This window comes from Flavobacterium flavigenum, assembly GCF_027111255.2.
Classification (GTDB): domain Bacteria; phylum Bacteroidota; class Bacteroidia; order Flavobacteriales; family Flavobacteriaceae; genus Flavobacterium; species Flavobacterium flavigenum.
The window spans coordinates 187,111-200,204 of the sequence record NZ_CP114285.2 but is presented as its reverse complement, the minus strand read 5'-3'; the positions used below and the strand labels follow the sequence as shown (position 1 = coordinate 200,204).

Below are 13,094 nucleotides of genomic sequence, written 5' to 3'. Positions count from 1 at the left end.
GCTTTATAATTTGATGATATAATTTACACCATAGTTAACAGGACGAGTCTCGTTTCCGCCTGAAGCAGCCGTTTCTCCAGAAATTGTATGAGTATGATTACCTGCATCAAGCATAGCTTTCATGCTCATTAAATCAACTTCATTACCCGTATTATCTAATCCGTCAGATGTGTTGCTTCCGGTATAATTCATAAGCATATTACTGCTTCCATTAGCATGGTTGTGGTTACCAGCTGTTCCGGTAGTTAATGTACCTTTTCCATGTAAGTGACTCTTCAACTCTTCATTCTGTGTTGCTTTTAAAGCCGGTCCAGCCTCATTATTTACTGGATTTATTCCTGTACCTCTTAAAAACATACCTTGCAGGTTTGGTGCATTATTCCCAACCATAGCAATCAAAGCTTTAGCAGTAGTGGGAAGGGCTGCTCCGTTGCAAAGTACCCATCCTTCTGGAGCAACAGTCCCGATGAAAGGCATAATAGAACCGGTTGGAACACCGTTATTGGCAGCTATTGCATATGGCACATGACGCAGTTTTTCATCAGAAATCAACTCTGAACCTTTTTCAATTCTAAGATAAGCAGCATTGTTAGCAAATAAGTTGTTGTTAACTGCCGTTGGATCTATTACATCCGAAAATACTCCAAACGCATCGGTTGTGACTTTTCTTGTAACTTTATAAATAGTCTGTTCGATACTTGAAGCATCCAGATAATACAGTGTAAAAGTAAGATCGATGGTCTGATTTGTTAAAGCTGTATTGTTTGCATCTCTGGCAATTCCCTGTACTGCTATTCCTGACTGAGTGGCTGAACTTTGGGCGTAATTAGAAATTGCTGCCAAAAAAAGGCAAAACATTAAAAATAATTTTGTTTTCATAGATATTATTTAAAAATTAAAAATTCGACATAAATTAAGATGTGTCACATCTCATAAATAAAGCCCAAAATTATTTCAAAAAAAATGACTATTTAAATAATAGGCAGAGACAAAAAGGGGACAAATTACGTTCCTAAAAAGCACAAAATATTAAATTACAAATACTTAAAAAAAAATACTTTTTGTAAGGTTTTAGAAATTGCAGTAAAAGTGATTTTTTTTTGTTTCATTGGAACATATTACAAAGGAATTGCTTTCAACTTCATTGCATTGGAAATATCTTTCAAAGAATTTACCTAATATCAAATATCTTTTTCTGTTTATTCTGAAATGAAATTTAAAGAGTATAAGAAAAATTTTATAATTAAGATTTTCAAACCAATAGTTTTAAAAAAAAAATGCTGTTGCGCTACTTTTTTATTTAAAAAGACATTTATTTTTATAGTTTAGCCACTTCTAACAAGCCCTATTTCAAAATGATTTTCTGTATAAAAAAAAACAGACTCTTTTTTGTGTTATTCGCCCTTTTTCTCTCTCAAAATTCACATGCGCGAGAGCTATCCCAATATTCTTCTACAGATTTAATCAGTACTATTGAATCGATAATTATCAAAGAAAATAAGCCTAAAAAAGATACTGTTGAACTCAAAAAACGGTTGGCTTATTTAGAAAAATCTTCGGGCAAAACATCATCTGTTTTATATCACGCATTGCTTGCAAACGGTTATTCTGTTTTCTTTGACAAAATAAATAAACGAAGTGAATATTATTACTTAAAATCAATTGAAGAATCTAAAAAGCTAAAAGATCCAAGTCTTATTATTTGGACAAAATTGAATTATTCAAAATACTTATATTTCTATTGCCAAATTGATAAACTGATTCCGATTGTACTTAAAACAATGGAAGAAACAAGTCAGATTGATCCATCAAAAATAATTCAGCCTGAAGAAACTTTCAAATTCTTTGGCTGGATAATGTCTACTGTCGAAGATAATTCTGCCATTGGTTATTATAAAAAATCGATGCAATACATGAAAAAACCATCATCAGAATCTGCTGGGGTTTTAAATGCCATTGGAAATTGTTATTTTAGGAATAATGATTTAGCAAATGCAATGCTTTACTTTAGCAGATCGGAAGCCATAGCATTAAAAGTGAACGATAGTATCCGATACGCAAAAATCTTAGGCGACAAAGCACTTGTTTATGAAAAAAAAGGTAATCTAAAAGATGCTGTAAATCTTTTAAAAAAGGATGTTTTTTATTCGCAAAAGTTTAAAATTGATAAGAATGAAATGTATGCTTCTATCTTATTAGCCAAAATTCTTTTAAAACTAAATATTGCAACAGAAGCTGGAAAAATTCTGGAAAAAGCTGGAAAAATTGCAAGTTCAAAATCATACTACAGGAGTTCATTAAAAGAAATAATTGAATTAAAACTGAATATTTTAAACGGTAAAAACCCCGGAAAAGAATTGCTTCTAAGAAGACAGCTTAAAGTACTTGAGGAATTTCTGCTAAAAACAAACGGTAAAACCGTATTACAGAAATCATATTGGCTTATTCAGAAAAAGAAATATGAAAATGATGCTAAGAAAATTCGATTAGAATTAGAAAAAGGACAAAGAACAGAACGTCTTTTTATTATCATTTTGAGCTTAACCATTTTATTGAGCCTGGTCGCATATCATTCTTTAAATAAAAAATTAGAAACAAAAAGAATAAAACTCGAAAACGACCGATTGTTTTTTGAACAAAAACTCAATGTTGCCAGCTCGGAAATAGACACTTATAATGAACATATTAGCAATAAAAACAAACAAATATCCATTTTACAGAATGAGATTAAAGAGATTAAAAGCTTCTCTTCGACACATTTAGAAGAAGATAAAATAAAACTAAAAGAAATATTAAACTCTCATTTAATGACAGATGAAAACTGGAATACCTTTAAAAGAGAGTTTATAAAACAGCATAACAGTTTTTACAATAACGTAATGGAGAATTTCCCGGAATTAAAAGAATCTAATCTCAAAATAATAATGCTCCAAAAATTAGATTATAATAATTACGAAATATCGAGTTTATTAGGTGTTACAGTTGATGCAATCAAAAAAAGCAAACAGCGGTTAAAGAAAAAATTAGGCGACCGATACGATTTATTATTTGAAATTATAGATTTCAAATAGTTGAAATCAATTGTAAATGTTTGCCTCAAGTTCAGCAATATCATACTGTGTTAAAAAAATCTTAGCTTTCAATATAAATTAATATTATCTGGTTTAAAAAAGTTTTGGAGAATTTTTCATTAAAATTAATCAATATACTAGTTCAAAGCCTATTTATATTTTAAACAATCACCTAATTTCTTTTAAAATATTTTCAGCAATTTTATTATAGTCGTTGTTGTAATGATGTGAACCTGGTAACTCAATAACTTTAATTTCAGATTCTGAAAATCGTTTACGGGTTTCAGGATCTTCTTCATTTCCAAAATAACAAACCGGATTGTACAGTTTTATTTTCTTCATTTCAGCAATCACATTATAATTGTCATTCGAACTTCCCATACTCAGCATATCGGCAATATGAATTTCAAAATCTGCTTTTATATCTGGCGATAAAGAGTAGACCCCTTTTAACTTTTCTTTTAAAGGCTCTGTGAAATTTGCTGCTACAAATGGCACTATGGAGGCTCCAAATGAATACCCGGCAATAATAAATGTTTTTTTATTCCATTGCTGTAAATAATGCTCAACAGCTTTCGATATGGAATTTGAAGTTTCAAGCGGAGTTTTAGCATTCCAAAAATATTTTTGGGCATCTAATCCTACTACAGCAATTCCTTTCTTTGCCAAAGCTTCACCAACTAACTGATCAAAACTTGTCCATCCGCCATCGCCTGAAATCACAAAAGCAATAGGTAAATCTTCGTTCTTACCTTTTGCCGGAATTATAGTTAAAGGCATTTCAAAAGGCAAAGGAGTAAGATGTTGTTCTTTTTCTAAAAAATTCTGTTCTGATTTTTGTTTGGTATAAGACAGGTTTAAAATCTCTTTATAAGCCCCAATAAACTGCGGTAACCAATTTTTGGTAACCGAAAAACCATGACCAACTTTAGAAAGCGAAATTAATTTACCCTGCTTCAGTCCATCCATATATTTCTTAGTATCGGCATAATTACAAACCTGATCAGTAGTTCCCTGAAGCACAATAAAGGGAGCTGTTAACTTTTCTGTTTTATCCAGATAATAGGCTTTTGCTTCCTTTAAAACATGAGAAGTTAGTCCGGAACCGTCACATAATGTTCTGTCTGTTTCTATATCCGGACAAAATCCCAGTGCAAGGGCACCGCTAAATGTATTGGCTGGAGCTTGTGCCAGCATACCATAAACCAAAGTTGCACCTGAGGAATATCCAACTAATATAGGTTTTAAGTACTGTTTCATTTGTACCTTTTTTTGCAAAATCATACTCAGCTCTTCAAAATCACCCGCAGGATAATAACATTTTGATTTTTCTTTTTTAATCTCTTTAAAATAATGCTGAATATCGATTCCGACAACTAAAGCACCCTGATTTACTATTTTTTTAGCCATTTCAACAACACCGCTGTTCCAGCCTCCGTCTCCTGAAACAAACAGAACAACTGCATTAGGCGTTACCTTGGGTCTATAAATCGTAACTTTTCCAAATGCTCCAACTTTTATAGTATCTGATTCAGAAGCAAAAGTACTGGTACTAAAAACAGCAATTAACAGAATGAGTGCTATAATTTTATTCATCTTACTTATTATTTAGTATTATAAAATTGAAAATTATATTTTCTTATGATACATGATAGCTGAAATTACAATAAAATACACATAAAGATTCAGCATGAAAATCCTCTGCCACAATCCTTTATAAAAAACAATAAAATTGTTTTCATCAGAAGAAAACTGAATTGTAAAAAGCAGCATTGTAATAAATCCTACGGTAAAAATAATCTGTGACAATAAAGTGAAACCGGATTTATTTTCCTTTGTCATCACCTCCTTCATTACTAAAGGTAAGATCAATGCTGCAATAACACCAATACCTCCTGCTATATCATGCATTACAAACGAATCGGTCATTTTTCCGGCTATTCTGTCTGCTTTGAATATACCGGAACCTATTCCTTCTCCTAATCCGTAAAGGATAAACAGCAGGGAAGCCAGTCTTACATTTTTATGATTGCTTCCGAATGCTTTTCTAAAAACGATTCCGAAGAAAATAAATGCAACTCCAATAAATATCCACCATACCGAAATGAATTCTGACACTGGACTTTCTGAAGCCCCTAAAGAACTCATAGTCATTTTCAACTGGCTGTATCCCGGATAATAAAGCCCTGCCAGAAACAATACAATAATATCCGAAATACAAATAGTAATACACATTATAGCTGTAATTTTCACCAAATATAAACGTGCTACCTCCATAATCCGTATCTCTTATGGTTTTACTACTTTATTTAAAACTATCGGAGCCTGGAGTAAATCATAATCATGAGAATAAACTAAGTATTTATTGTACCAAACCGGAGAAAATTTCTCCTTAAAATCGCGTAATCCTTTATAATGTGAAAAGAATTTTATTCGTTCATAAGCAAACTTCATTGATTTTTCAGGAAAAGTATTCGCCTCTTCTAATCCGCTCATTGCCGCTAATCCTAGATTTACGGATGTACAGCCCTGAGATTTTAAATACGTAAAAAGTTCTAAAAGAATGAAATCTATGATTCCGTTTGGAGCATCATTCGTTTTACGGATTAAATCATATGTTCCTTCCCCTTTTGCATAATCTGGAATTACATTTAAAAAAGCCACAATTTTTTCTTCGGAATTTTCAACCGTAATAATAGTCTGCTGTTTAAGTTCCTCCCAGTCAAATCTCCCCTGCGAAAAAATAATTTCGGTTCTTCCGGTGCTATCGAGCCATTCATCACTTACTGCTTTTATTTTTTGCAATAATCCATCTTTTACTGGTGCCGTATGAATTGTAGTTTTAAAACCTTTCTCTTTTACTTTACTTATCGCATTACGAAGGGATTTTTTAGCACTGCCTTCCAAAGTAAATGACGATAAATCTACTACTCCTTCCTGACCGATAAATAAACTCTTTTTGCGGAGCGAATAATATAAATCCAAATTTTCTTCGGGTACACGATAATAAAGGCTTCTTAATCCATTGTCATAACAATAAGCATCAAATTCGAGGATGCATTGTTTAATTTCTGTCTCTGATGCTGCAACGGGATTTTCAAGTACTACGGCAAAATTATCGGTCACACGATAAGCTAAAAAGGCTTTATTAGAACGGGCAATAAAAATAACTTTATCATCATAGGTTTTAAAATAATCTAAAGAAGAATTTCCATACTTATTCAGAATTTCAATAGCTTTTGCAAAATCATTTTCTAACGCTTCCTTTTTTATGGTATACGGACGAACTAAAGTGTAAATCAAAAATCCGAGTGATAAAAATCCACAACTATTAATTGACAGTAAAAAACGTCTCGCAAAACGATCCAAAGGCACCAAATCTGAACTCCCTATTAAGAAGTAATTCTGAAGGCCGTATTTGACAGACTCGACCCAGTTAAAATCAATATTGAAATGTTTCTTATCCAGAAAATAAAACCCCAGAATGCTGTATACCAAAACAGCCGCAATACTCATTAAAACGGTCTTTAAGCCTATACTCTGCAAATGCGAACTGCTTTTTACATAATATTCTTTTCTGGTAACAATTAAACTAATCAAAACGATCAGCGCAACAATCGCTTCTTCATAATCAATCGCTTTTGTAAGGTGTCCGATAACTGAAATACCGGTAAGAAAAACAGCAAACCACCAGGCATTTCTTAGCCCTTTGAGCATAAAAGCCGCGTTAACAAGCATAAATAATCCGGCTGTTATAACAAAATAATTTGAAGCTTTAATAGCCGAAACCGGAACAATATTTTCCAGAGTATGAAGACGTTCAGAAATAGCCGGAGTTAAGACCGATATTATATTGATTAATCCTAATACAAAAAGTAGAAAAGATGGCACAATGCGCATCAACAACTTATTGACATTAAACAGAAATAGTGATGCTCCGGCAAGCAACGGAATCCAGAATTCAAAAAAACGATACAAAAAAGTAACAGCTATGGCATTAACATTTGAAAAGCCAAATTGTATCAGTATAAAACTCATTGAAATTTCGATAGCGCCAAGCCCGCGAAGAAAGGGAGAAACAATCAGGAATATCACCGAAATAATGTACCCCATTATGGCTGCAGATAATGATGGTGTAAAGCCTAAAGCAATCATAGCGATATACAAATGCGTAATTCCGACAAACTCAATGAGCACAGAAAAAAAGACAACCAGCCAGAATTTTTGTTTGTTGATCCGATTGTTCTGCAAATCATCCATAAATACTTCAGCAGACGGAAAAAACTTTACAATAAGGCGGTATACATTGCTTTTCTTTAAAATTGATTTATAACTATAAAAAATCAGGATCCCCAATACCGCAACAGCTCCAAATGCATACCATTCTCCTGCTCCTAAAGTGCCCTGAAATAAAGAATACAATAAAGCAGGGATTGCTACAATAATTACAGAAAGGATTCCGACAAAACCATAAAGTATTGAGGCAAAATGAATTTGAGTCTGCTTTACTCCTTTTTTTTCAATGGATTTTGTAAAAAATGCCAAAGATGAAATTCCGCCTGCCGGTAAAAATACACTCACAAAATTTCGTTTAAGAAATAAAACAACGGATTGCCTGAATGAAATTTCACTTTGTATCGCTTTAAAAGAAGCAAAATACATCAGTGCCTGAAGGAGGATATAGATTCCGGATAAGGTTACACCGAATAAAACCCAAAAAATGCCTGCATCTGCAATTACATTTTTTACTTCTTTAAGCTCTGAATTTTCATGTTTGATAAACCAGATTCCAACTCCAATAAAGAAAAGAGTGAATACAAACTGCCTTATAATTTTATCATTTTCCCGTAAAAAGGAAATACCTTTTGTTTGTTTAAAATAATCTGAAAACGTATTGAAAATGGTTGGTACTTTCATATTTATCTTATTGATAATTTAGTTATGAAAATCAAATTTAGGCGTACATAAATGTACAATAAATATCTATTTGTAGAAGAGTTGTCCCTTTATTTTTTCAATACAGGTACAATATAATATTCAGACTATTTTTTTATATTTGAATGAATTCCGTTTACAATTTTAATTTAATAACAGCAAAAATCTATGAAGCTATTTTTTACTAAAACACTCTTACTTTTAATGTTGTTAAGTTTATTATCCTGTGAAACTAAAAATTCAAAACCAAAACCAAAACCTTATAAAGCGGGCGTAATTTTATCTTTTGATGATGCTTATGTTGATGAATGGTACGAAGCTGATCAGGCTTTAAAAAAATATTCATGGAAAGCCACTTTTAATGTCTGCCGAATAGATTCTATAGGAGCTCCACAAATCAAAAAACTGCTGGAAATGCAAAAATACGGACACGAGATTGCCGGACACGGTTATCACCATTATAATGCTGTTAAATTTACACAGGAATATGGAATTTCCCAGTATATGGATCAGGAAATAAATCCTATGATCATCTCTCTGAAAAAGAAATCCTTTAAAACTACTTCATTTGCTTATCCATATGGAGAAAGATCGGAATCTCTTGACAGGGCACTATCACCTAAATTTAAGATCATAAGAGGCCGTGCATTTGGAGGAGAGATTCCTGAAAAACAGGACAGCTATTTCAACAATTCGAAAATTGTATTTGCTTTTGATATTGATAACAGCCATATTCATTTTAGTATTCCTTATCTTCTCGAATTATTACATTACGCTAAAGAAAATAATAAAATTTTAATACTGTGCGGCCACAAACCTGTTAAAGAGATAACTGAAAATTATCAGACCAAAATAGAAACACTCGAATTTATCTGTAAATACATGAAACTAAATGATCTTAAGTTTTACAAACTTTCTGATTTGGATAATTTGCTTCCTCAGAAACAATAATTAATTTTTGGATTTGGATAGAAAATTTTTGTTTCTGTCACATCTGTTAGAAAGTTTTTAAATGATTTAAAAGTTAAACTGCCAATTTACAAGATGCCGTCGAAGTCACTTAAATAAACAACTAATTGTCAATTTTTTATACCCATATCAAGTCTTTAATACCTAAAATTTAAGGGTTTAATTTTCTCAAAGGAATTTTTAGTCTCTTTAAAATAAAAGCCCTCCATTAAATGCGAGGGCTTCCGTTTGTTTTCTACAATTTATCTCCAACCTAATCCTGGTGCAACGTGCTCCAAAATTGATGATAAAATATGTATATTATACTCGACTCCTAAAGTGTTGGGAATAGTCAGAAGAATGGTATCTGCTTCCTGTATAGCTTCATCCTGAGCCAGCTCTGCTATTAACTTATCCGGTTCCGCAGCATAACTTTTTCCAAATACTGCTCTTTTATCCCGTTCAATATAACCAAAACTATCAGCTCCTTTTCCTTGCGAACCAAAATAATAGTTATCCTGATCATTCATTAATGCAAAAATCGAACGACTTACAGAAACCCTTGGTTCACGTTCATGTCCGGCTTTTTTCCAGGCTTCCTTGTACAATCGTATCTGGTCTGCCTGCTGAATATGAAAAGGTTTGCCATTCTCGTCATACTTAAGTGTAGAACTTTGCAGGTGCATGCCGTTTTCGGCAGCCCAGACAGCAGTTGCATTAGATGCAGCGCCCCACCAGATCCTTTCTCTCAATCCTTCTGAATGTGGTTCGATACGCAACAATCCTGGCGGATTTGGAAACATTGGATACGGATTTGGTTCTGCAAATCCTTCCCCTTTTAATCCTTCTAAAAATTGTAATGCTTTTTGGCGTCCCATGTCTGCATCTGTTTCATTTTCATTAGGTTCATAACCAAAATAACGCCAACCGTCTATAACCTGCTCCGGTGATCCTCTACTTATTCCTAATTGTAAACGTCCTCCTGATATTAAATCGGCAGCACTGGCATCCTCCAGCATGTACAACGGATTTTCATACCTCATATCGATTACGCCTGTTCCTATTTCAATTTTATTGGTTTTGGCGCCAATAGCCGAAAGCAATGGAAAAGGTGAAGCTAGCTGTTGTGCAAAATGATGTACCCGAAAATAAGCTCCGTCTATGCCTAATTCTTCTGCCGCTACAGCTAAATCGATTGATTGGAGAAGTGTATCTCCCGCTGTACGAGATCCGTAGGATGGATTATTTGACCAATGTCCAAATGATAAAAATCCTATACTCTTCATAATGACTTATTTTTTTACTATTTCAAATATACGCATCAAAACTCAGTAATTTATACAATGTAAAAATTTGTGCATTTACTGGTCAACTCAGTTACTCTTTATATCCTCATAATTAGAGAGATTTACTTTTAAATACCATTAGCTTTTCTCTTGTCATTTCATTTATCGTATACGATATTCCGCCCATTCCAAGACCAGAAGCGTCTCTTCCGCCAAACGGCATCCAATCCACTCTAAAAGCGGTATTGTCGTTTACCATAACAGCTGTAGCGTTTAGTTTTTTTGTCGCATCTAATGCAACATCAATATTTTTTGTAAAAACAGCGGACTGAAAATGAACTTCTAAAGCATTTGCTTTTTTTATGGCCTCTTCCCTACTTGAGAAAGGATATATACAGACAACAGGACCAAAAATCTCGTGCTTTGATACTTTAGAATCCTCTGATGGATTAAGCAAAACTGTTGGCTGAAACGTGGTGTCAGAAATACGTTCTCCGCCAGTTATTAATTTAGCGCCTTCTTCAATTGCTTCATTAACCCAATCCTCGACACGATTAACTTCTTTGGGCGTTATAAGCGAACCTACATCTGTATTTTCATCAAAAGGATTTCCAACAATTAATTTTTGCACTGCCTCAGAAAACTGGTCCAAAAATTGGTCGACAATTTCCTGATTGACATAAATCTTCTGAACTGAAACACAAACCTGACCTGCATGATAAAAGCCCCCTTTTACCAAATCGGGAATCATTTCACTAAAATCAGCATCACTTTCTACAATTACAGGAGCGGCGCCACCATGTTCTAATGCAGCACGTGTTCCCGGAGACAATTTGCTTTTTAGCGACCAGCCCACTTTTGCAGAACCAATAAAAGTCAGGAAATTAACTCTCGGATCTGTAACTAACATTTCTGCTGTTTCATTATCACATAAAACTACTTGCAGCCATCCTTCGGGTAAACCAGCTTCTTTTAAAATATCGGCCAAAGCAAGACCTGATAATGGCGTGCTGCTTGCTGGTTTAAATATGACCGGACAACCCGCCGCAACAGCGGTAGCAATTTGATGTACTGCTAAATTTAATGGATGATTAAATGCACTGATAGCTGCCACAACTCCAATAGGTTCTTTTGATGTAAAAGCAATTATGTTTACAGAAGCTTCTGTAAGCCCCATCGGAATTTGTTCTCCTTTGATGTGCGATATATATTCAGCTGATAATTTCACGCCTTTTATAGCTCTCAGAATTTCTGCTTTTGAGTCTTTATAAGGTTTTCCGCCTTCACTGATAGCAATATGAATTAGTTCTTCACTTCTGTCCTTCATTATTAAAGCTGCTTTTTCTAATATTTCAATTCTTTTAAAAGCAGGAATCCAGTTTTGCTGATCAATAAATAAATTGTAAGCAGTAGTCAATATATTTTCAACGTTACCTTTATCAATTAAAGGCAATTCTTTTATAAGGCTTTGATCGTATGGGAAAATTATTTTAGTGGTATTTTTCATAAAATGTTTTTTTAATAGGTAAATCTAAAAATCCTGCTCTTACTATCTAACAATTAATACAACAGGAGTTTGTTACTTAAATTTAGTCAAATTGTTGGTAAAAACAATGTGTTTTGTTATTTAAAATCCTCTATTGTAATTCTGAATTTATTGCATGAGCTTTAGTTGTTGGATAAATAAAAAAGAATACAACTTTAAAAAAAGACTACTATTAATAATACCCACTTAAAGAAAAACACTAAACTGATTTAATGGACAGAATATTTATTGTAATAAGATTTTGAATTGCCTTCTAGTGTTCTATGATTTTAAGAGGTAATTGTAAGAGATGTATTGAAACTATAAAATCATTTTAATAAGTCAGTAAAATTTACATCTGGTAATAAAAAAAGTTTGAAATTTGCAAAATATATTAATTTATGGCAAAATCAATACAATCTCTTGAGGAGTTTTACCGGTATAAATTCAACGATTTACCACTGCAGCACAATAAGCATATTGGACAATTTAACGTTTTTAGAATTGAAGATCGTATTGCTGCCAATGCAACATCAACATCCTATATTCGCAGGGATTTTTTTAAAATCATGCTATATAGAGGTAATAATACGTTTCATTACGGAGACAGGGCTATTGAGGTAAAGGGTGATACATTATTGTTTTTCAATCCTAAGGTACCCTATACTTATGATAAAGTTGAGCCAGACACCAAGGGATGTTTTTGTGTATTTAAAGAGGATTTTTTTCAGAATAGCTTCCGGATTAATCTACATGAAATACCATTATTTTCTATAGGATTTTACCCTGTCTTCAAACTCAATGAGAATGAATATGAAGAAATCAGTGCTATTTTTGAAAAGATAATTAGCACTTTTGAAAAGGATTACCTTTATAAATATGAATTAATTAAGAGTTACATCACCGAATTGATTTACCGAACTTTGCAGCTACAGCCGGCTGAAGAACTTTTTAGACATATTGATGCCGGCGCTCGAATTACAGCTTCCTTTACAGAACTTCTTGAGCGGCAATTCCCTATAGAGTCGACATTGCAGCGCTTTGAGTTAAGGTCTCCCAAAACTATAGCAGAAAAGCTTTCTGTTCATGTTAATTATCTTAATCGGGCAATTAAAAAAACTACAGGGCGCACTACAACAGACCATATTTTCGAAAGGCTTGCCACCGAAGCAAAAGCACTGCTAAAATATACTAACTGGAGCATCGCTGAAATTAGTTATGCTCTCGGTTTTGAGGATCAGGCGCATTTTTATCACTTTTTTAAAAAACAAACTAAGAGCAGTCCCTCATCTTTTAGAAAGGTTTGAATTTGACAAAAAATAGTGCTAT

Annotated in this window: 9 protein-coding genes; 3 read left to right on the top strand and 6 right to left on the bottom strand. The window is 33.2% G+C overall.

Annotated elements, in window-relative coordinates; translation table 11 throughout:
• Window positions 1–3: 3 nt before the first annotated feature.
• Window positions 4–879, bottom strand: a complete 876-nt coding sequence (locus OZP09_RS00655) for a tail fiber protein (RefSeq protein ID WP_269235992.1) — start codon at window positions 877–879, stop codon at window positions 4–6.
• A 476-nt stretch (window positions 880–1,355) separates the two neighbouring features.
• Here OZP09_RS00655 and OZP09_RS00650 point away from each other — a divergent pair, with 476 nt between their 5' ends.
• The gene (locus tag OZP09_RS00650) at window positions 1,356–3,071 is read left to right on the top strand and encodes a hypothetical protein (protein WP_281310101.1); all 1,716 of its coding nucleotides are present in this window, start codon (window positions 1,356–1,358) and stop codon (window positions 3,069–3,071) included.
• A 168-nt stretch (window positions 3,072–3,239) separates the two neighbouring features.
• Here the strand turns inward: OZP09_RS00650 and OZP09_RS00645 are convergent, their stop codons facing one another.
• From OZP09_RS00645 to mprF, 3 genes are read right to left on the bottom strand one after another with little or no spacing between them, the layout of a single operon-like run.
• The gene (locus tag OZP09_RS00645) at window positions 3,240–4,667 is read right to left on the bottom strand and encodes an AcvB/VirJ family lysyl-phosphatidylglycerol hydrolase (protein WP_269235989.1); all 1,428 of its coding nucleotides are present in this window, start codon (window positions 4,665–4,667) and stop codon (window positions 3,240–3,242) included.
• Between the two features lie 33 nt (window positions 4,668–4,700).
• Window positions 4,701–5,348, bottom strand: a complete 648-nt coding sequence (locus OZP09_RS00640; protein ID WP_269235988.1) for a DUF998 domain-containing protein — start codon at window positions 5,346–5,348, stop codon at window positions 4,701–4,703.
• 12 nt (window positions 5,349–5,360) lie between these two features.
• Window positions 5,361–7,988, bottom strand: a complete 2,628-nt coding sequence (mprF, locus tag OZP09_RS00635; protein ID WP_281310100.1) for a bifunctional lysylphosphatidylglycerol flippase/synthetase MprF — start codon at window positions 7,986–7,988, stop codon at window positions 5,361–5,363.
• A 186-nt stretch (window positions 7,989–8,174) separates the two neighbouring features.
• Here mprF and OZP09_RS00630 point away from each other — a divergent pair, with 186 nt between their 5' ends.
• Entirely contained in the window at window positions 8,175–8,957 is a 783-nt protein-coding gene (locus tag OZP09_RS00630) for a polysaccharide deacetylase family protein (protein WP_269235985.1), read from the top strand.
• Window positions 8,958–9,217: 260 nt separating this feature from the next.
• Here the strand turns inward: OZP09_RS00630 and OZP09_RS00625 are convergent, their stop codons facing one another.
• Together OZP09_RS00625 and OZP09_RS00620 are read right to left on the bottom strand one after the other, a co-directional pair.
• Window positions 9,218–10,240, bottom strand: coding sequence for an LLM class flavin-dependent oxidoreductase (locus tag OZP09_RS00625; RefSeq protein ID WP_281310099.1), 1,023 nt, complete (start codon window positions 10,238–10,240; stop codon window positions 9,218–9,220).
• A 112-nt stretch (window positions 10,241–10,352) separates the two neighbouring features.
• Window positions 10,353–11,747: an aldehyde dehydrogenase family protein gene (locus tag OZP09_RS00620; protein ID WP_269235982.1), complete on the bottom strand. Its 1,395-nt coding sequence runs from the start codon at window positions 11,745–11,747 to the stop codon at window positions 10,353–10,355.
• A gap of 419 nt (window positions 11,748–12,166) precedes the next feature.
• Here OZP09_RS00620 and OZP09_RS00615 point away from each other — a divergent pair, with 419 nt between their 5' ends.
• On the top strand, window positions 12,167–13,072 hold the full coding sequence (locus OZP09_RS00615) for a helix-turn-helix domain-containing protein (protein WP_281310098.1): 906 nt from the start codon (window positions 12,167–12,169) through the stop codon (window positions 13,070–13,072).
• The last annotated feature ends 22 nt before the right edge of the window (window positions 13,073–13,094 follow it).

Excerpts from the sequence above, each read along its gene's own strand:
- OZP09_RS00640 (WP_269235988.1), bottom strand. The coding sequence starts at position 5,348 with ATGGAGGTAGCACGTTTATATTTGGTGAAAATTACAGCTATAATGTGT.
- OZP09_RS00615 (WP_281310098.1), top strand. The coding sequence starts at position 12,167 with ATGGCAAAATCAATACAATCTCTTGAGGAGTTTTACCGGTATAAATTC.
- OZP09_RS00650 (WP_281310101.1), top strand. The coding sequence starts at position 1,356 with ATGATTTTCTGTATAAAAAAAAACAGACTCTTTTTTGTGTTATTCGCC.
- OZP09_RS00625 (WP_281310099.1), bottom strand. The coding sequence starts at position 10,240 with ATGAAGAGTATAGGATTTTTATCATTTGGACATTGGTCAAATAATCCA.
- OZP09_RS00655 (WP_269235992.1), bottom strand. The coding sequence starts at position 879 with ATGAAAACAAAATTATTTTTAATGTTTTGCCTTTTTTTGGCAGCAATT.
- mprF (WP_281310100.1), bottom strand. The coding sequence starts at position 7,988 with ATGAAAGTACCAACCATTTTCAATACGTTTTCAGATTATTTTAAACAA.
- OZP09_RS00645 (WP_269235989.1), bottom strand. The coding sequence starts at position 4,667 with ATGAATAAAATTATAGCACTCATTCTGTTAATTGCTGTTTTTAGTACC.
- OZP09_RS00630 (WP_269235985.1), top strand. The coding sequence starts at position 8,175 with ATGAAGCTATTTTTTACTAAAACACTCTTACTTTTAATGTTGTTAAGT.
- OZP09_RS00620 (WP_269235982.1), bottom strand. The coding sequence starts at position 11,747 with ATGAAAAATACCACTAAAATAATTTTCCCATACGATCAAAGCCTTATA.